At 59.5% G+C, this 20,082-nt stretch carries 15 protein-coding genes; 4 read left to right on the top strand and 11 right to left on the bottom strand.

What is annotated here, in order from left to right; all coding sequences use genetic code 11:
- Nucleotides 1-174 precede the first annotated feature (174 nt).
- Nucleotides 175-1,371: an AAA family ATPase gene (locus EI969_RS29425; RefSeq protein WP_160390780.1), complete on the bottom strand. Its 1,197-nt coding sequence runs from the start codon at nucleotides 1,369-1,371 to the stop codon at nucleotides 175-177.
- 177 nt (nucleotides 1,372-1,548) lie between these two features.
- On the opposite strand from EI969_RS29425, the gene EI969_RS29420 reads away from it, so the two are divergent.
- Genes EI969_RS29420 through EI969_RS29410 form a run of 3 tightly spaced genes read left to right on the top strand, consistent with a single transcriptional unit; the run spans nucleotide 1,549 to nucleotide 6,760 of the window.
- The gene (locus EI969_RS29420) at nucleotides 1,549-2,652 is read left to right on the top strand and encodes an efflux RND transporter periplasmic adaptor subunit (protein ID WP_160390779.1); all 1,104 of its coding nucleotides are present in this window, start codon (nucleotides 1,549-1,551) and stop codon (nucleotides 2,650-2,652) included.
- Nucleotides 2,649-3,713, top strand: a complete 1,065-nt coding sequence (locus EI969_RS29415) for an efflux RND transporter periplasmic adaptor subunit (protein WP_160390778.1) — start codon at nucleotides 2,649-2,651, stop codon at nucleotides 3,711-3,713. The genes EI969_RS29420 and EI969_RS29415 overlap by 4 nt, the downstream gene beginning before the upstream one ends.
- Entirely contained in the window at nucleotides 3,710-6,760 is a 3,051-nt protein-coding gene (locus EI969_RS29410; protein WP_160390777.1) for an efflux RND transporter permease subunit, read from the top strand. The genes EI969_RS29415 and EI969_RS29410 overlap by 4 nt, the downstream gene beginning before the upstream one ends.
- 112 nt (nucleotides 6,761-6,872) lie before the next feature.
- Here EI969_RS29410 and EI969_RS29405 read toward each other — a convergent pair whose 3' ends face one another.
- Together EI969_RS29405 and EI969_RS29400 are read right to left on the bottom strand one after the other, a co-directional pair.
- A complete protein-coding gene (locus EI969_RS29405) occupies nucleotides 6,873-7,502 on the bottom strand; it encodes a bifunctional 2-polyprenyl-6-hydroxyphenol methylase/3-demethylubiquinol 3-O-methyltransferase UbiG (protein ID WP_160390776.1) in 630 nt (209 codons plus the stop codon).
- Nucleotides 7,503-7,675: 173 nt separating this feature from the next.
- Complete coding sequence (locus EI969_RS29400) at nucleotides 7,676-8,032, bottom strand: DUF6124 family protein (protein WP_160390775.1); 357 nt, start codon at nucleotides 8,030-8,032, stop codon at nucleotides 7,676-7,678.
- A 462-nt stretch (nucleotides 8,033-8,494) separates the two neighbouring features.
- Between EI969_RS29400 and EI969_RS29395 the strand changes: the two genes are divergently transcribed.
- Nucleotides 8,495-11,233 (top strand): RHS repeat domain-containing protein, encoded by a 2,739-nt coding sequence (locus EI969_RS29395; RefSeq protein WP_160390774.1) that lies wholly within the window; start codon nucleotides 8,495-8,497, stop codon nucleotides 11,231-11,233.
- A 71-nt stretch (nucleotides 11,234-11,304) separates the two neighbouring features.
- On the opposite strand, the gene EI969_RS29390 is transcribed toward EI969_RS29395, so the two are convergent.
- The 8 genes from EI969_RS29390 to tcyN form a co-directional block, all read right to left on the bottom strand.
- Entirely contained in the window at nucleotides 11,305-11,949 is a 645-nt protein-coding gene (locus tag EI969_RS29390; RefSeq protein WP_160390773.1) for a methionine ABC transporter permease, read from the bottom strand.
- A complete protein-coding gene (locus EI969_RS29385; RefSeq protein ID WP_160390772.1) occupies nucleotides 11,939-13,060 on the bottom strand; it encodes a methionine ABC transporter ATP-binding protein in 1,122 nt (373 codons plus the stop codon). The genes EI969_RS29390 and EI969_RS29385 overlap by 11 nt, the downstream gene beginning before the upstream one ends.
- A gap of 2 nt (nucleotides 13,061-13,062) precedes the next feature.
- A complete protein-coding gene (locus EI969_RS29380) occupies nucleotides 13,063-13,872 on the bottom strand; it encodes a MetQ/NlpA family ABC transporter substrate-binding protein (RefSeq protein ID WP_160390771.1) in 810 nt (269 codons plus the stop codon).
- Between the two features lie 129 nt (nucleotides 13,873-14,001).
- On the bottom strand, nucleotides 14,002-15,360 hold the full coding sequence (locus EI969_RS29375; RefSeq protein WP_160390770.1) for an LLM class flavin-dependent oxidoreductase: 1,359 nt from the start codon (nucleotides 15,358-15,360) through the stop codon (nucleotides 14,002-14,004).
- Nucleotides 15,360-16,553 (bottom strand): SfnB family sulfur acquisition oxidoreductase, encoded by a 1,194-nt coding sequence (locus EI969_RS29370; RefSeq protein WP_160390769.1) that lies wholly within the window; start codon nucleotides 16,551-16,553, stop codon nucleotides 15,360-15,362. The genes EI969_RS29375 and EI969_RS29370 overlap by 1 nt, the downstream gene beginning before the upstream one ends.
- A gap of 23 nt (nucleotides 16,554-16,576) precedes the next feature.
- On the bottom strand, nucleotides 16,577-17,809 hold the full coding sequence (locus EI969_RS29365) for an SfnB family sulfur acquisition oxidoreductase (protein WP_160390768.1): 1,233 nt from the start codon (nucleotides 17,807-17,809) through the stop codon (nucleotides 16,577-16,579).
- A gap of 266 nt (nucleotides 17,810-18,075) precedes the next feature.
- Nucleotides 18,076-18,840: a hypothetical protein gene (locus tag EI969_RS29360; RefSeq protein ID WP_160390767.1), complete on the bottom strand. Its 765-nt coding sequence runs from the start codon at nucleotides 18,838-18,840 to the stop codon at nucleotides 18,076-18,078.
- A 482-nt stretch (nucleotides 18,841-19,322) separates the two neighbouring features.
- On the bottom strand, nucleotides 19,323-20,078 hold the full coding sequence (gene tcyN, locus EI969_RS29355) for an L-cystine ABC transporter ATP-binding protein TcyN (protein ID WP_160390766.1): 756 nt from the start codon (nucleotides 20,076-20,078) through the stop codon (nucleotides 19,323-19,325).
- Nucleotides 20,079-20,082 lie beyond the last annotated feature (4 nt).

The raw sequence follows: 20,082 nt of genomic DNA, 5'->3' as shown, positions 1-20,082 counted from the left end.
GGATCCAGCCGTTGCGGCGTTTGCTTGTCTGCCATGTTCTCGTCCTTGTGAGGTTCTGGCCGTGAGTCTGGCCAAAAGTGGTTCGTCCTTGGAGTTGTGTTTCGAAAAAAAGATCCTTCCTGCGGCGCAAGGGAAAATAGACGTCATCCAGCGTCCCGGCAAATCACGCGCCGTTCAATCCGGCCAATACCATGCGGGTTCATCGAGCATGCGCTGGCCGACAATTGCAGTCTGGCCGAGATTTTTCTCCAGCACGATGCAGTTGCAGTCGGGGTCCTGCTGCAATGCCGAAATCAAGCGTCGGGCATGGGACACCACCCACACCTGGCACTGCTCCGAGGCGCGAATGATCAGGCGCGCCAGTGCGGGCAGCAGGTCCGGATGCAGGCTGGTTTCCGGCTCGTTCAGTACCATCAGCGTTGGCGGCCGAGGTGTCAGCAGCGCCGCGACCAGCAGCAGATAACGCAAGGTTCCGTCCGACAATTCGGCGGCCGACAGCGGTCGCAACAAACCTTCCTGAAAGAACTCGATGGTAAAGCGGCCTCCCGGCAGCGGTTCGATATTCAGTCGCGCGCCGGGAAAGGCGTCGCTGATGGCGGCCTGCAACGCCTCTTGATCGCCAATTTCGATGATCGTCTGCAAGGCCGCCGCCAGATCGCGTCCGTCGTGATGCAGCACCGGCGTGCGGGTGCCCAGTTGCGGTTGACGGGCCGGAGCCTCGGCGTCGCTGCGAAAGTGATCATAAAAACGCCAGCGGCGGATGAACTCGCGCATCTCCAGCACTTCCGGAGAGTTGCGCAGGCTGCCGACCTGGTCGAACAGGCTGTCGAACATCGGCGTGTGCTGCGCCAGTACATCCCACTTGCGGTTGGCGCGGGCGCGGATCATCGGACCGTCACGGTCGACCAGCAGACTGGCCGGGCGATAGAACGCACCAGCCCACAGGCATTCCCGCTTGATCTGCGGGTCGAGGCTGAAATAAGACGGTGTCGGCGTGCTGCGTCCGGGCAGCATGAAATGACCATTGGAATCGGGCAGGCCGAGGCTGATCGAGTAGCCGAAATCCTCTCCCGCAAACCCCAGGCGCAGGCGTTTGACGCCCTGGCGCACGCTGGGCTCGATGGCGACTTCGCCGTTGCGCATGCGTCGGCTGATGTTTTCCGGCCCGGCCCAAAAGGTCGAATCCAGGCCACCTTCACGGGCCAAGGCATTGATCACGCCACCGTGGGCGGTTTCCGCCAGCAGGCGCAGCGCGCGGTAAAGGTTGGATTTGCCGCTGCCGTTGGGCCCGGTAATCAGATTCAGCCGGCCCAGCGGGATCACCAGTTTGTTGATCGAGCGGTAATTGGCCACCGCGAGGGTTTTGAGCATGTGAGTTCCTGAGGCGGGATCGACCGTGGCTCATTGTCAGGCATGCACAGGTGTCTATTGCAACTGTTTCAAGGGTAAAAAGGTGTGAACTTTTTCTTCATAAGACGCTCGTGCAAGGTTCCAATCCTGTTCTAAGCTCTCTGTCGTGTTGTACATGAAAAAGGCCAAGGAGTTTGCATGGTGGTTCCCGGATTGAAAGTAGTAATGGCCTTGAGTGTCGTCACCCTGCTGACGGCTTGCGACGAGAAAAAGCCCGTACAGGAATACCTGCCACGGGTGTTCGTGCAGGTCGTCAAACCAGCGGATTACGCGGCCTCGGTCACCCTCACCGGTGATATCCAGGCGCGGGTACAGACGGAGCTGTCCTTTCGCGTCGGTGGCAAGATCATCCAGCGCTCGGTTGACGTTGGCGATCGTGTGACCGCCAAGCAAGTGCTCGCCCGGCTCGATCCCAAGGATCTGCAGACCAGCGTCGACTCGGCCCAGGCACAAGTGGTCGCCGAACAGGCGCGGGTCAAGCAGAGCGCGGCGGCATTCGTGCGTCAGCAAAAACTCCTGCCCAAGGGCTACACCAGCCAGAGTGAATACGACTCGGCCCAGGCCGCCTTGCACAGTAGTCAGAGTGCCTTGAGCGCCGCCCAGGCGCAGTTGGCCAACGCCAAGGATCAGTTGAGCTATACGGCATTGATTGCTGACGCCCCAGGGATCATTACCGAGCGTCAGGCAGAGGTTGGCCAGGTGGTGCAAGCGACCATGCCGGTCTTCAGCCTGGCCCGGGACGGCGACCGCGATGCGGTGTTCAACGTCTATGAATCGCTGCTGGCGGAGAAGCCCAAGGATCAGACCATTGTCCTGAGCCTGCTCGACAACCCGGCGATCAAAACCACCGGCACCGTGCGTGAAGTCACCCCGTCGGTGTCGGCGCAATCAGGCACCGTGCAGGTCAAGGTCGGCCTCGACAAACTGCCCGAAGGCATGCAATTGGGCTCGGTGGTGAGCGCCACGGCCAGGGGATCGGGCAAATCGGTCATCGAACTGCCGTGGTCGGCACTGACCAAAAACATCAGTGAACCTGCGGTCTGGATTGTCGACGACAAGGGCAAGGCCCAGTTGCATACGGTGACGGTCAGCCGCTACCTGACCGGCAAGATCATTGTCAGCGGCGGCTTGAAGGACGGTGACAAAGTCATCATCGCCGGCGGACAACTCTTGCACCCGGACATGGAAGTTGAAATTGCCGAAAACACTTACAAGGATCTGACGTGGGGAGCCAAGCCATGAAGCCTTTATGGGCGTTGTCCATCGGGCTGGTGCTGAGCGCCTGTTCCAAAAGCGAACCGCCGCCGGAGCCGGTACGGCCGGTGCTGTCGATCAAGGTCCAGGCCTTGAACGAAGAGGACCTGGGCCGCTTCGCCGGCAGTATCCAGGCACGCTATGAAACCGATACCGGGTTCCGTGTGGGCGGGCGAATCGCCAGTCGTAACGTCGATGTAGGCACCGAGGTGCAAAAGGGCACATTGCTCGCCACCCTCGATCCTTCCGATCAACAGAACCAATTGCGTTCGGCTCAGGGCGACCTGGCGAAAATCCAGGCGCAACTGATCAACGCCAAGGCGACTGCCCAGCGTCAGCAAGCCTTGTTTGATCGCGGGGTTGGCGCGCAAGCGCAACTCGACGAGGCCAACACCAACCTGAAAACCACCCAGGCCTCCCTCGATCAGGCCCGGGCAGCCGTCAACCAGAGCAAGGACCAACTGGGCTACACCGAATTGCGTGCCGACCATAAAGCCGTGGTCACCAATTGGAGCGCCGAGGCCGGGCAAGTGGTTTCCGCGGGTCAGCAAGTGGTGACCCTGGCGCAACCGGACATCAAGGAAGCAGTGATCGACCTGCCCGATACCCTGGTCGACCAACTGCCCAGCGATGTGGTGTTTTCGGTCGCGGCGCAACTTGATCCGAACATCAACACCACCGCCATCATCCGCGAAATCGAGCCTCAGGCTCAAAGCGCCACACGCACCCGTCGCGCGCGCCTGACCCTGGCCGAAACGCCCGACGGTTTTCGCCTCGGTACGGCCATCAGCGTGACCCTGAGCTCGGCGATCAAGCCGCGCATCGAGTTGCCGGTCACCGCGTTGCAGGAGGTCGATGGCAAGCCACGCATCTGGGTGATCGATGCACAGAGTAAAACCGTCTCTCCCCGTGACATCACCGTGATCAGCCGTACCGCAAGCACCGTGGTGCTGGCCGGCGGCGTGAAGAACGGCGAGCGGGTGGTCAGTGCCGGTGTCAACAGCCTCAAGCCGGGGCAAAAAGTGAAAATCGACGAGGACAGTCAATGAAAGGGCCTTTCAACCTCTCGGAATGGGCCCTCAAGCATCAGTCGTTCATCTGGTATCTGATGTTCGTCGCGTTGCTGATGGGTGTGTTCTCGTATTTCAACCTGGGGCGCGAAGAAGACCCTTCGTTCACCATCAAGACCATGGTGATCCAGAGCAAATGGCCGGGCGCGACCCAGGAGGAAACGCTCAAGCAGATCACTGACCGGATCGAGAAAAAGCTTGAGGAGCTGGACTCCCTCGACTACGTGAAAAGTTACACGCGCCCCGGCGAGTCGACGGTGTACGTGTACCTGCGCGACACCACCAGTGCCAAGGACATCCCGGAAATCTGGTACCAGGTGCGCAAGAAGATCAACGACATCAAGTACCAGTTTCCGCAGGGCATACAGGGGCCGTCGTTCAACGACGAGTTCGGTGACGTCTTCGGATCGATCTACGCCTTCACCGCCGACGGCCTGACCATGCGTCAGCTGCGCGATTACGTGGAACAGGCGCGCATGGAAATTCGCGGCGTGCCGGGGCTGGGCAAGATCGAGATGGTCGGCCAGCAGGACGAAGTGCTTTACCTGAACTTCTCCACACGCAAACTCGCCGCGCTGGGCATCGATGAGCGTCAGGTGGTGCAGAGCCTGCAAACCCAGAACGCCGTGACTCCGGCGGGTGTCATTGAGGCCGGGCCGGAGCGGATTTCGGTGCGCACCTCAGGGAAGTTCGCTTCGGAGAAAGACCTCGCCGAGGTCAACCTCAAGCTCAACGACCGCTACTATCGTCTGGCCGACATCGCTGAAATCCGTCGCGGCTATGTCGATCCGGCCTCGCCGGAATTCCGCATCAACGGCAAACCGGCCATCGGCCTGGCGATTGCCATGCAAACGGGTGGCAACGTCCAGGCGTTCGGCAAGGCCTTGCACACCCGTATTGACCAGTTGACCGCCGACCTGCCGATCGGTGTCGGCATCTACAACGTTTCCGACCAGGCTGTGGTGGTGGAAGAGGCCGTCGGCGGCTTTACCAGCGCGCTGTTCGAGGCGGTGGTGATCGTGCTGCTGGTCAGTTTCGTCAGCCTTGGCGTGCGCGCCGGGCTGGTGGTGGCATGCTCGATCCCGCTGGTGCTGGCGATGGTGTTTGTATTCATGGAATACAGCGGCATCACCATGCAGCGGATTTCCCTCGGTGCACTGATCATCGCCCTCGGCCTGCTGGTGGACGATGCGATGATCACCGTGGAAATGATGGTCACGCGCCTGGAAATGGGCGAGACCAAGGAGCAGGCGGCAACCTTCGCCTACACCTCCACGGCATTCCCGATGCTCACCGGTACGCTGGTGACCGTGGCGGGCTTCGTGCCGATCGGCTTGAACGCCAGCTCCGCCGGTGAGTACACCTACACGCTGTTTGCGGTGATTGCCTGTGCGATGCTGGTGTCATGGGTGGTGGCGGTTCTGTTTGCGCCGGTGATCGGCGTGCACATTCTCAGCACCAAGGTAAAACCCCACCAGGACGAGCCCGGGCGTATCGGCAAGGCGTTCAACGGCGGGCTGCTGTGGTGCATGCGCAATCGCTGGTGGGCCATTGGCATCACTGTCCTGTGCTTTGTGCTGGCGTTGTTTTGCATGCGTTACGTGCAGAACCAGTTCTTCCCGTCATCGGATCGCCCGGAAATCCTGGTGGACCTGAACCTGCCGCAAAACTCCTCGATCGACGAAACCCGAAGGGCGGTCGATCGCCTCGAAGCCACGCTCAAGGATGATCCGGACATCGTGCGCTGGAGTACCTACATCGGTCAGGGCGCCATCCGTTTTTACCTGCCTCTGGACCAGCAACTGCAGAACCCGTTCTACGCACAATTGGTGATCGTCAGCAAAGGCCATACCCGCGAGGCCATGATGCAGAAGCTGCGCGATCGCTTGCGCAACGACTTCGTCGGCATCGGTGGTTATGTCCAGGCGCTGGAAATGGGCCCGCCGGTAGGGCGGCCGATCCAGTACCGGGTCAGCGGCAAGGACATCGATCAGGTGCGTCGACATGCCATCGACCTGGCCACGGAGCTGGACAAGAACCCGCACATCGGCGAGATCATCTACGACTGGAACGAGCCGGGCAAAGTGCTGCGCATCGACATCGCGCAGGACAAGGCGCGGCAGTTGGGGCTGTCTTCCGAGGACGTGGCCAACCTGATGAACGGCATCGTCAGCGGCCAGTCAGTGACCCAGGTCGATGACGACATTTACCTGATCAACGTGGTCGGTCGCGCGGTGGACTCCGAACGCGGTACGCCGGAAACCCTGCAGAACCTGCAAATCGTCACGCCGAGCGGCACGTCGATTCCGCTGCTGGCGTTCGCCACCGTGCGTTACGAACTGGAGCAGCCGTTGGTATGGCGCAGGGATCGCCTGCCGACCATCACCATCAAGGCGGCGATACGTGACGAGATCCAGCCGACCGACCTGGTGAAAATCCTCAAGCCGTCCATCGACGCTTTTGCAGCCAAACTGCCGGCGGGTTACAAGGTCGCCACCGGTGGTACGGTGGAGGAAAGCGGCAAGGCCCAAGGGCCGATTGCCAAGGTCGTGCCGCTGATGCTGTTCATGATGGCGACCTTCCTGATGATCCAGCTGCACAGCGTGCAGAAGCTGTTCCTGGTGGCCAGTGTCGCGCCGTTGGGGCTGATCGGCGTGGTGCTCGCGCTAGTGCCTACCGGTACGCCGATGGGCTTCGTGGCGATCCTCGGGATTCTGGCGCTGATCGGTATCATCATTCGTAACTCGGTGATCCTGGTGACCCAGATCGAGGAATACGAACAGAAGGGCTACACGCCGTGGGATGCGGTGGTGCAAGCCACCGAGCACCGGCGTCGGCCGATCCTGCTGACCGCGGCGGCGGCGAGCATGGGGATGATCCCGATTGCCCGGGAAGTGTTCTGGGGGCCGATGGCCTACGCGATGATCGGCGGGATCGTCATCGCCACCTTGCTGACGCTGCTGTTTTTGCCGGCGCTGTATGTGGCCTGGTACAAGATTCGCGAGCCGAAGAAAGAGGTGCAGTAAGGCGAGCGCTGCGCGCTCATCGCGGGCAAGTCGGATCGCCGCACCGCCGCTCCCACAGGGATTGCGCTGAACCCTGTGGGAGCGAGCTTGCTCGCGATGGCGTCCGAATTGACTACACAGCCTTACGCCAAACACTCGCCAACCAGGGCTGCTGCTCCCGCGGCAGCCCTGCCGGCCGGTAGTAATGCTCCAGCTCCACAAACCCCGCCTCGATCAACAAATGCTGCCAGGCCGCCAGGTCGTGGTACGACCCATAACGCGGCCCGTTCCAGCCTTCCTGATTCTCGCCACGGGGATTGGAACTGAACAACACCCCACCTGGCTTCAGCGCTCCCCACAATTGCTTCAACACCCGAGGCAATTCCTGACGCGGAACATGAAACAGCACCGCGTTGGCAAAAATCCCGTCGAAACGCTCGGCTGGCAGATCAAGCTTCAGGAAGTCCTGCTGCCACACCTCGCAACCGCTATCGTCCCGCGCCATCTGCGCAAGTTTTTCCGAACCGTCGAGGCCGACCGCCTTGTGGCCCATGCGGGTGAAGGTTTGCAGATCGCGTCCCGGCCCGCAGCCGAAGTCGAGAATGTCGAAAGGCGCCTCGCCCTGAATATGCCGCAGCAGGGCATCGATGTTCTGGCTGACGTCGTGATCGCGCGTGCCTTCGCGAAAGTCTTCGGCGACCGCGTTGTAGTGACCGAGGGTCGTGGAGGTGATCTGTTCGAGGTCGTCGGGTGTTTGCTTCATGATCGGCTGCGCAGGCAATTTGGATTCACCGAATATACGCCATGAGGCCTGGGGCTGCTGCGCAGCCCATCGCGGGCAAGCCCGCTCCCACAGGATTGCGCGGTGCTTCAAGCGCCGCGATACCTGTGGGAGCGGGCTTGCCCGCGATGGCTATCTGGAAAACACAAAAAATATCAGCCCTTTTTCATCCCCAGACACTCAATGGAGTGATCCACCATCGCCTTGGCAATCTCCAGCAAATGCCAGATCGAATACACCATCGCCCGGTCGGCGCCCTTCAGTTGTTCGCCACACTGATACGCCGTGACCGAAGCACAACGCAGCAGGTCGGCGACATAGAGCTGGGTGTCTTCGAAGCTCACGTCTTTGCTGACGTTGTAGAAGCGCATTTCATCGGGGGGTGTGGGTTGCTTGCCGGTGAGGTGGAAATCGATGGCTCGGTAGAGCGCGGAACGATCCCTGAGCAAATCGTCGGTGACGGTTTCGTTGGTAGGGTTTTCGGGAGGTGGATCGGGAACGGGTTTCTTCATTGGTAAAACTCCGATGTAGTTGGAGCCAACCGATATCGCGACTAAACGAATAGGGGGTGGCGGCTGCACGCAGGTTAGTCGACCGGACATCGGGAACCGGCGCACCCGAAGGTGCCCTGCGCACAGCCACCATAGATTTCAGGCGATAAAAAACACCTGAAGAAAGGTGGCGCTGTGCGCCCGATGAAATCCGGGCGACTAAACCCGATCACTGATAAGCAGTGACGGACCGAGACTAGCCATCGGATTCGGCAGGCGCAAGCGAGCGAAATGATCTAGGAAATGTCCTGCAAAAGAAAGGGATAGAACCTGCAAAACTGCTGATTTTCCTGTACGAAAACTTCCCTTTTGATCAGGACTCTTGCCTGCTTTCAAAGACATCTACCTGTAACTTCTTACAGTTTCGGCTCGGTCAAAAAAAGTTCAGTCTGTCCTCAGTCATAGGGAAGGACCGACAGCGTAATGAACCCCCACGCCGCGACACCCACGCTGTCGGTCATCGATCCACGCGCCCTGGCAATCCGCAGCGTCGGTTATTGCCGCCACCCCGATAGCCCGGTGATTGATCCACGCATCACCCGGCAACGCTTCGATACGGCGGGGCGCTTGGTCGAGTCCTGGGACCCACGTTTGTGGGGCATGGCGCCGCAACCGAACCTGGCCACACGCTACGGTTTGAGCGGGCAACCGTTGCTGACGGACAGCGTCGATGCCGGTTGGCAGTTGAGTTTGCTGGATCAGGCGGGTTTGCCCGGTTCGTTCTGGGATGCACGTGGCAGTCAGCGCCACACCGAACATGACGATCAACAGCGGCCGGTCACAATCTTGGAGCAGGCTGCTGGAGAGTCGCCACGCGTGGTGGAGCGGCTGACCTATGCTGGCGCCGATCCAGCGTTCGCCAAGCACAACCAATGTGGGCAGTTGACCCGCCATGACCATCCGGCAGGCACGCAGTGTGTCGTTGACTATGGGCTCGCGGGTGCAGTGCTGGTTGAAGCGCAACGCTTTCTCGCCGACCTCGAAACACCGGATTGGCCGCTGGATTTCGATGAACGCGATTCATGGTTGGAAGCCCAATCGTTCATCACCCGCCACACCTTCAATCCCGACGAAGAGCTTCAGCGACAAACCGATGCAATGGGCAACGTTCGCACCTTTAGCTACGACGTAGCGGGCAAGTTGAATGTGGTCTGGCTGCAAATGGCTGACCCTGAAAAGCCGCCGCAACGCCCGGTCAGCGACATCCGCTACAACGCCCAGGATCAGGTCGAGCGCGAAACTGCGGGCAATGGTGTAGTGACCCATGCCGAGTACGCTGCCGATGACGGTCGGCTGATCCGGCTGGTGGCGGCGCTCGGCAACCAAAAACCCTTGCAGGACCTGAACTACGTCTATGACGCGATGGGCAACATCGTCGAGTTGCACGACCTGTCCCAACCCGTGACCCATTTCAACAATCAGCGCATCGACCCGATCAACAACTACCGCTACGACAGCCTCTATCAACTGGTAGAGGCTCAGGGCTGGGAAGTCAGCCAGCCGAGTCATGGGCCCGCGCTACCCGAACTGTTGCCCACACCGCTGGACCCCAATCAACGGCGCAATTACACCCAACGTTTCGAGTACGACCGGGGTGGCAATCTCATCACCCGCCAGCACAGCGGTGCACCTGGCTTCTCGATGTTCACCTCGACACGCAGCAACCGCAGCCTCGGGCAACGTGACGACGGTTCGCTGCCGGGCGAGCCCGATATCGCCTCGGGTTTCGATGCCGCTGGCAATCAACAGGAACTGCAGCGCGGCCAAGCCATGCTTTGGGACGTACGCAACCAATTGCACCACGTGACCTTGGTTAACCGCGAAACCGACCCCGACGACTACGAATGCTACCGCTACGACCGCCCCGGCCATCGCTTGCGCAAAGTGGGTTTTGTCCAAAGCAGTGGCCGCACCCTGCGCACTGAGATCCGCTACCTCCCGGGTCTGGAAGTCCACCACCAGGCCGATGGCGAAGAACATCACGTGATCAGCGTCGAAGCCGGGCGCAACAACGTGCGGGCGCGGCACTGGCCCCAAGGTGAGCATGGCGATCAATGGCGTTACAGCCTCAGCGATCACCTTGGCTCCAGCACCCTGGAACTTGACCATGAGGCGGGCGTGCTGACTCATGAGCACTATTACCCCTTTGGCGGCACGGCGTGCTGGGCGGGCAAAAGTGCATTGGTGGCCAAATACAAGACCATCCGTTATTCGGGCAAGGAACGGGATACGACGGGGCTTTATTACTACGGTTATCGGTATTACGCACCGTGGTTACGACGTTGGGTAAGTGCTGATCCAAGTGGGAGTATGGATGGTCTTAATTTATATATGTTTTGCGGAAATAACGCGATCAACTATCGAGATGCTCTCGGTCTGGTCAAGTACAAAGGTAAAAATGATGTATTGGAAAAGACAAGAGCAAGCTGGGGTAGTGAAATTGTTGCGCGAGGGCTAAGTGAGATAAAGCAAGTAAATGCGGAAAAGGGGGAGCGTTTAGAGGCGGCGTTAAGGAATGTTCCAATTGCAACAGGTGAGGCGATCAGAGTACTGCAAGAAGGTGATGTGGATACCGTATATCGCGATTTTACATCGAGAATCTTCGGCACGTTCGCTAAACCTGAAGATTTGAGGAGCGCTTTGCTGAAAATACTCATTCCGTTAAAGAAAACTGCCGATAAATACGCGGGCGACAGAGCTGAACAGCTAGTTTGGTCAACGAAGAGTGAAATTCTCCCGAGTGTGGCATCCACACATCCCGAAGATAAAAAGAAGCGGATATTTTTAAGTGGTGACGCTCTTGATAAGTCACCGGTTGAGTTAATGACAATCATTATTCATGAGTCATCACATCGTCTTAAAAAACCTACCTGGGATTTTATGTATTATGCGGCTGATAGGGTTTTAAAACCCGATGATGTAAACAGATCTGCTTCGATAGTTGATGTGGTTTCAAGCGGTCTGCAAAATTCGAGTATAGGAGAGTACTCAATGAAATATATCATCGCGGAAAGGCGAGAAAAATACTTTGGTAAAGCGGATGCAGTCGGTATTGAGAAGCAATTGAATGATAACCCTGAGCTTTTAAATCGCGTTCTTTTATCTAATGCAGACTCTATCGCCATTCTGGTGAAGTCTTTGGCATATCCATTGGTTAAGTAATTCAAGGTGCTATGAGCTGCATTTATCTGTTGATTATTCCTACGGTCTGCGTAGGAATAATCTTCCCTGGGTCAACGCTTATTCAACCCCTGAGCCAACCGATCCCCACCCAACTGAATCACCGCCACCAACGCCACCAGCAACACAATCACCGTCAACATGATCTGGCTATCAAAGCGCTGATACCCATACCGATACGCGATGTCTCCCAAGCCGCCTGCGCCAATCGCCCCGGCCATGGCCGACGAGTTGATCATCGTCACGAGGGTAATGGTGAACCCGCCGACAATCCCCGGCAGCGCTTCCGGCAACAACACATGCCAAACGATGTGCCAACGCCGGCAACCCATGGCTTGCGCCGCTTCGATCAAACCGTGGTCGACCTCGCGCAAGCTGACCTCGGCAATGCGCGCAAAGAACGGTGTAGCCGCGATGGTCAGCGGCACCACGGCCGCCCATACGCCATAGGTGGTCCCGACGATCAATCGGGTGAACGGAATCAGCGCCACCATCAAAATCAGAAACGGCACCGAGCGAAACAGGTTCACGAAAGCACCCAAAACGCGGTTCAGCCCTGGGGCTTCGAAGATGCCGCCCTTGGAGCTGGTGACCAGGATTACCGCCAGCGGGATGCCCGCCAACAGTGCAATCAACGACGACACACCGACCATCAAAAACGTGTCGATGAAACCTTGCAGCAAGCGATCAAACCACATAGCCCAGTACCTCCACCTGTTGCGCCCAATGGGCGGCGCGTTGACACAACTCCTCGGCGTCGAGGGACGAGCCGGTCACCGCCAGCAGCAGTTGCCCGAGGGCGTGACCCTGAATCCGTTCCACGCCGCCTTGCAGCAGTCGCACTCGCCCACCCAGGGCGCTGAACAGCGCGGCCAGGTCCGGTTCGTCGCGTTGGCTACCGGTGAACTGCAAGCGCAGGACTACGGCTGCGTCGGAGGACTTTGGCTGCGGCTGCAAACGGCTTTGCAACTCTTTGGGCAATGCGTGCTGCAACGGCGCCAGCAATGTCTTGCTGACCTCGTGCTGCGGGTTGCCGAACACTTCCCACACCGGACCTTGCTCGACGATGCGTCCGTGTTCCAGGACAACCACCCGATCACAGATCTCGCGAATCACCGCCATCTCGTGGGTGATCAATACGATGGTCAGTCCCAGGCGCTGATTGATCTCACGCAGCAGGCCGAGAATCGATTGCGTGGTCTCCGGGTCGAGCGCGGAAGTGGCTTCGTCGCACAGCAGTATTTGCGGGTCATGCACCAGCGCCCGGGCAATGCCCACGCGCTGTTTCTGCCCGCCGGACAATTGCGCCGGGTAGGCCTTGTGCTTGGCTTGCAGGCCGACCAGTTCCAGCAATTCGCGAACTTTTTGCTCGCGTTTTTCCTTGGGCACGCCAGCGACTTTCAAAGGCAGTTCGACGTTCTGCCAAACGGTCTTGGCCGACATCAGGTTGAAGTGCTGGAAGATCATGCCGATGCGTCGACGCAGCGCCACCAGGCGGTCTTCGTCGAACTCGCCGATGTCCACCTGATCGATCAGCACCCGACCGCTGCTCGGTTGTTCCAGGCGGTTGATGGTGCGGATCAGCGACGACTTGCCGGCGCCGCTGCGGCCGATGATGCCGAACACTTCGCCGCGCTGGATCGCCAGGTCGATGCCGTGCAACGCGGCCACCGGGCCTTGCTGGCCGTTGTAGGTTTTGCCCAGATTGATGAAGCGCACATGGGCACGATTGAGCTCGGGATGCAGTTCGGTTTGTTCAGCACGTTGAGGCTCTGGAATCTCCAGTCGCCGTTGGATCGCGGCGGTCATGCTCAGCTTTCCCAACCGGCTTGGTAGAGCTTGCCGTGGGCTTTATCCAGCGCGGCGCGCACAGCGGGTGAGTGCTGGTAGATGTCGACGAACTTGATCAGGCGCGGGTCGGTTTTGCTTTTCGGCTGGATCACGAACTGGATCACGTACTCCTTGTGGTCGAGGCCGTCGAACAGCAGCGCGGAGCCGGCATCGAAGGTTTTCGCCAAGCGAATGTAGGCGGGGTAGCCCTGCACCAGGTCGGCGTCGTCATAGGCGCGCACCAACTGCACCGCTTCGACCTGGAGGATCTTGATTTTCTTCGGGTTGGCGATGATGTCTTCTTCGGTGGCCTTGTAGCCGACGCCGGGCTTGAGGGTGATCAGACCGGCCTTGGCCAGCAGTTGCAGGCCGCGTCCGCTGTTGATCGGGTCGTTGGCGATGGCCACGCTGGCGCCTTGCGGCAGTTCGTCGAAGCTTTTGTATTTCTTCGAATAGAGGCCGACGTTGTTGATGATGCCCGGCGCGAACGGCACCAGGTCGAAACCGGACGCAGCCTTGGCGTTTTCCAGGAACGGAATGTGCTGGAAGTAGTTCACGTCGATGTCGCCGGCGGCGAGGCTGACGTTCGGCGCGATCCAGTCGGTGAACTCTACGAGCTCGACTTTCAGGCCCTGTTTGCCGGCTTCTTCGACGGCCGCTTCCAGGGGAATGGCGAAGGCGGCGGTGGTGCCGATTTTCAGCGCGGCGTCGGCGGCGAAGGTTGCCGAGCTGAACAGGCCGAGGGCCAGGGCCAGTGCTTTGACTGGGTGGGAGAGGTAGTTCTTTTTCATGATGAGTTATCCAGTCAGTGCATATGGTTTGTGTCGTTTGGTCAGGCCTCTTCGCGAGCAGGCTCGCTCCCACAGTGGATCTTGGGTGTTCACACAATCCCTGTGGGAGCGAGCCTGCTCGCGAAGCTTTTAGCGGCGAAACGCGGAACCGGTATGTTGCTCAGGCAAAAATGCCTCCCGCTGAAACAGCTTTTCGCGCAAGGTGCCGCTGTCGTACGCCGTCTTGTACGACCCGCGCCGTTGCAACTCGGGAATCACCAGTTCGATGAAATCCTCATAGCTTTCCGGCGTGACGATGCGGGTCAGGTTGAAGCCATCCAGCCCGGTTTCGGCGATCCAGGATTCCAGCTCATCGGCCACCTGTTCAGGCGAGCCGACCACGGTGATGTAGCGACCGCCGAGGGCGTGTTGCTCCAGCAGTTTGCGTCGGGTCCAGTCGTTGTTTTGCAGGTGTTTGGTGGCGGACTGGATCGCGTTGCTCTTCACGTACTGGATCGGTTCGTCAATTTCATACTGAGAAAAATCGATCCCGGTGGACGCCGAAAAGTGCGCCACACCGGCTTCGGCACTGGCGTAGCTCAGGTATTCGGCGCGCTTGGCCCAGGCCAGCTCTTCGGTGGCTCCAACGATCACGTTCAGGCCCATGAACACCTTGATGTCCTCGGGGTTGCGCCCGGCTTCGATGGCGCTGGCGCGCACCTTGTCCACCTGCACCTTGGTCGAGGCCTTGGTCTGGCCGCTGATGAACACGCACTCGGCATGTCGCCCGGCGAACAGCAAACCGCGATCCGAGCTGCCGGCCTGGAACAGCACCGGCGTGCGCTGCGGCGAGGGTTCACTGAGGTGATAACCCTCGACCTGATAGAACTCGCCCTTGTGCTCGACCTTGTGCACTTTCTCGGGTTGCGCGTAGATCCGCTGTTGCGGGTCGTTCAGCACCGCGCCGTTTTCCCAACTGCCTTCCAGGAGTTTGTAGAGCACCTCCAGGTACTCGTCGGCCTGGTCGTAGCGGCGGTCATGCTCGACCTGTTCGCTCAGGCCCATGGCCTTGGCGGCGCTGTCGAGGTAGCCGGTGACGATGTTCCAGCCAACGCGGCCACGGCTCAGGTGATCGAGCGTCGACAGGCGTCGGGCGAACAGATACGGCGCTTCGTAGGTGAGGTTGGCGGTCAGGCCGAAACCGAGGTTTTTAGTGACCGCCGCCATGGCCGAGACCAGCAACAGCGGATCGTTGACCGGTAGCTGGATTGACTCTTTGAGCGGCACGTCCACCGAGTTCTGGTAGACGTCATAGACCCCGACGATGTCGGCGATGAACAGGCCGTCGAACAACCCGCGCTCCAGCAGCTGCGCCAGTTCGGTCCAGTATTCGATGGTGTTGTAGCGGGTTGACGTGTCACGCGGGTGCGTCCACAAACCGTGGTTGATGTGCCCGATGCAGTTCATGTTGAACGCGTTGAGCAGGATTTTCTTTTTCGCGGCGGTCATCAGATGGTCCCCCGCAGCGGCGGGTTTTCATCGTTGAGGTAGTAATTGCCCACGGCGTGGTACTTCCAGCGCACCGGGTCGTGCAAGGTGTGCACCCGGGCGTTGCGCCAGTGGCGGTCGAGGCCGTGTTCGATCAAGGTCGCCTGGCTGCCGGCCAGTTCGAACAGCGTACTGCCGGCGGCCAGGGAGATTTCGGTGCTCAGGGCGCGGGCTTCGGCAACGGCAATCGACGCGGCCGCGACGGTCTCGGCATTCGTCTCGGCCTGGGCCTTGTCGAGGTATTCACCGGCACGCTCGAGCAGTGCCTCGGCGGCGTGCAGGCGAATGCTCAGGTGGCCGAAACTCTTGAGGGTCAGTGGGTCGTCCGTGGCCTTTTCGTGGGTGGCGTCGATCCATGGCCGGGTTTTGGTACGCACGAAGTGCAGCGCATCTTCATAAGCGGCGCGGGCGATGCCGGTGTCGATGGCGGCATGGAGAATCTGCGCCAGCGGGCCGACCGGGGTCGGGCGCTCGAAAGCACTTTGAAAGGGGATGACATCTTCGGCGGCAACAAAGACATCTTCGAACACCACCGAACCGCTGCCGGTGGTGCGCTGGCCGAAACCGCTCCAGTCGTCGATCACGCTCAGGCCCTTGCTGTCGCGCGGCACGAACGCCAGTTGCTGCACGCCGTTTTCATCCACCACCGAGGTGGGAATGCGCTGGGCATAGATCGCGCCCGTGGCGTAGAACTTGCGACCGTTGATGCGATAGCCGCTGCCGTCGCGAGTCAGGCGGGTGACGCGATCATGTGCGGTTTTGGTGCCGAGTTCGGCCAGCGCATTGCCGAAGCGCTGACCGGCCAGGACTTCGGCATAAAGACGTTGTTTCTGCTCGTGGCTGCCGTTCACGCGCAGCACTTCGAGGGCATAGAAATGGTTCTGCGGGATTTGCCCCAGCGAGCCGTCGGCCTGGGCAATCAATGCGATGACCTTGGCCAGGGTGACGTTGGAAACACCGGCGCCGCCGTACTCTTTTGGCACGCTGACGCCCCACAGGCCCGAGCGGGAAAACACTTCCAGTTCCGGGTGCGGCAAACGGCGCTCGCGGTCGCGCAGGGCGCTGTCGCGTTTGAAGTCATCGGCCAGATCGCTGGCAATGATCAGGGCTTGCTCATCGCTGGTAATGACCGCGACGGGGTGAGAAATGCTCATATGCTTCTCCAGATGTCTGGTCGTCAGATCCAGGAATGTCTTGCCGGCAGCGTGCCGTTGAGGCGATAGGCGCCGACCGCGTGATACTTCCAGCGCACCGGGTCGTGCAGGGTGTGCACCCGGGCGTTGCGCCAGTGGCGGTCGAGGTTGAATTCGGCGAGGGTCGCGCGGCTGCCGGCCAGTTCGAACAGTTTTTCGCTGGCCAGCAACGAAATCTCGGTGGTCAGCACTTTGGCTTCGGCCACGGCAATCGAGGCGCGGGCGGCAGACTCGGCGGTGAGCGGCGCAGCGCTGACCAGATCGAGCACCTGTCCGGCCTTGCGCAACAGCGCTTCGGCAGCGTGCAATTCGATTTTCAGCTTGCCGATATCGGCGATCACATACAGGTCATCGCTGGCCCGTTCGACATTGGCGTCGATCCACGGGCGGGCGCGGGTTTTCACGAAATCGATGGCGTCGTCGATGGCGCCTCGGGCGATACCGGCGTCGATGGCCGCTTGAATCAGTTGCGAGACGGCCCCCTGGATGTTCGGCGTGTCGTTGATCTTCCAGTTATCCACAACCAGTTCGGGTTCGACCTGCACGTTGTTGAGCAAGATCGTGCCGCTGGCGGTGGTGCGCTGACCAAAGCCGGACCAGTCATCGACGATGCGCAATCCCGGCGTGCCGCGACGGATGAATGCCAGCACTTGTTTGCCGTCGTCGTTCAATGCCTTGACCGCGACCCAATGGGCGAACAGGGCGCCGGTTGAATAGAATTTCTGACCGTTGAGGACGCCGTCAGCGGTGATGCGCGCCTTCAGTTCCAGGGTGTTCTTGCTGCCGCGCTCCGGCCCGGCGTTGCCGATTCGCCAGCCATCGATGACGCTTTTGAACAGTAGTCTTTTCTGCGCGTCGGTGGCGCTGCCGAGTATCAGGTTGAGAATGCCGAACTGGTTTTGCGGGATCTGCCCCAGCGCCGGGTCGGCGGCGGAAATGATCGCGAACACTTCGGCCAGGGTGACGAACGAAACCTGCGGACCACCGTACACCCGGGGGATGGAAATGCTGCCCAGGCCGCTGCGGGTGAACTGTTCGATTTCAGACCATGGCAGCTTGCGCTGCCGGTCACGTTTGGCTGCTTGCAGGCGCGCGACTTGCGCCAGTTCTTGGGCCGCCTTGATGGCTTGGGCATCGTTGCGCAGGATTTGTGCGGGCAACAACAGCGGGGCGATGTCCAGGTCACTCTGGACGATTGCATCTGCCAGACTGGACATCAGTGCCACTCCCTGGCTGCACGCAATGCCCTGGCGATCTGCACTGGGGTGATTGTGTTCCGGACCATACCTACCTCACATCTTATGGAAGCGCCGCTTGTGGCCGCGCATGAAAACAAGGATGTCCGGTGGTCCGGTGCATATACCCTAAACGTGTATAAATATTTTATGAACTAACTTTTAGGAATATGCATAGAAGGGTGTTCTCGGGGGAGATCGCAAACCCTGTGGTGAGGGGGCAAGCCCCCTCACCACAGAAGCGGTGTTCATTGCTTGCGGGATTCAGCCGCATTGAGACATTGCTTCGGGGGGGCTTTCAGATAAGGATTGGCGCACCCGATCTTCAGTGTCCGAGCCGGTGCCCAGCGGGAGTTGTTGCCCACCCTGTCGAGAATGCAGTACGTCACTTCCAGCCGCAGATCTTCGCCGGCTTCGAGGATGATGGCCGGCGGTATCCAGACCTGGATCGGCTGGCCGACATCGGTGGGCTTGAGCCGTGGCAGGTCCATGCGCACATCGCCCCAGCGCAGGGTGATTTCATCATCGACGGCCATGTTCACGTACGGCTCGATGGTCAAGGGAACACCGCGTTTGATCTGGTTCGGATTCACCCCATGACGGCGAATCGCGTCGGGTATACCCACCGGTGCCAGGCACTGGTTTTCATCGCCACATAAAGCGGAGGGCTGGCCGCCTGGACAGTCGAGTTTGATCTTCACGTTTGCGCTGGCCGATATCGCCGGGCCCCGGCCAACCTGCATCACGCGGTAGTGAAAGCGTGAAGTACCGTTGGCGATAAAACTCTCGGGCACTCGTAGCTGCACCGGTTGGCCGACATCGCTGGCCGTCAGCACGCGGGAGGCCACGTAGCAGTCGTCCCAGAACAGTTCGATCAGGTCACCGGCGTCCATGGTGGGGTAGGGCGCCACATCGATCAGCAGGTGCGCCGCGCACGTGACGTTGATACCGGTCTTGTTGGATTGCGCCAGGGTCGGGGCTGCAAGCCCGGATTTGTTCGGGGTGCTTTTCATGGAGTCTCCTTGAAGTCTTGCAACGAAGTCCGTTTCTGGAATATCAAAAACTAAAAGACGAATAGAAAAACCATTCATTATCTTGAGTTGAAATAATGATCAGGGCGTGATGAGTATCGCTGGCTGGAGACTAGATAAGAGTCAGGGGGATCAAGTGTCAATAAGAATTGTTAGTTATAGGTGGTGTGTCGTGTTATTCAGAAAATTCCTACAATCTGAAGTAATTAAACCATGCCCATGCGTCGAAGTTATCCGCTGAAAGCACGTGAATACGGGCGGATTTCTGCAAAGTCATCAGCCCCGTCCGCGAAGGACGATCTGACTTGGTCAGCACTGTTTAATGGTTGTGATGTGTATGTATGTACCGCGCACGCATACAGGATATGCAGGTCGAATAGATAAAATTAGTTTGGTATTAATCATGGCTATTTCGAGGGGTATCACTTCCATCCATGGAAGATTACCGTTGTTGCGCGGGGGTGTTAGTTGTGAGCGTTATTCAGGAACTTGCTCAGGAACTGTTTGGTTCGCTCTTCTTTCGGGTTGGCAAACAACGCCTTCGCTTCGCCTTGCTCGACGATCACACCCTTGTCGAAAAACACCACACGGTTGGCCACGTCCCGGGCAAAACCCATTTCGTGGGTGACGATCACCATGGTGCGATTCTCTTCGGCCAGGCCGCGGATGGTCGCCAATACCTCGCCCACCAACTCCGGGTCGAGGGCCGAGGTCGGCTCGTCGAACAGGATCACTTCCGGCTCCATCGCCAGCGCCCGGGCAATCGCCACGCGCTGTTGCTGACCACCGGAGAGGCGACGCGGATAAGCGTCCTCCTTGCCTGCCAGACCGACCTTGGCCAAGAGCTTTTTACCCAGGGCAACGGCGTCGGCGAGCGGGATCTTCTTGACGATGATCGGGCCTTCGATAACGTTTTCCAGGGCGGTGCGGTGAGGGAACAGGTTGAAGTTCTGGAACACGAAACCCACGTGCTGGCGCAAGCGCCGCACCAGGCTCTGCTGCTGGTTCAGGGGACGGCTGGTATCGATCTCGATATCACCGACCTTGATCCGGCCGCTGGTGGGCTCTTCCAGAAAATTCAGGCAGCGCAGGAAGGTGGTCTTGCCCGAGCCGCTAGGGCCGATGATCGCCACCACCTCGCCTTCCTTGACCTCTAGATCGATGCCGTTGAGCACGACTTGACCCTTGAACTGCTTTGTCAGTTTTTCCACGACAATCATTGGG

The sequence above is a fragment of the Pseudomonas sp. PB101 genome (assembly GCF_009764265.1).
Classification (GTDB): Bacteria; Pseudomonadota; Gammaproteobacteria; order Pseudomonadales; family Pseudomonadaceae; genus Aquipseudomonas.
Note: the sequence above shows the minus strand (reverse complement) of the source record. Positions and strands in the feature narration are given on the sequence as shown.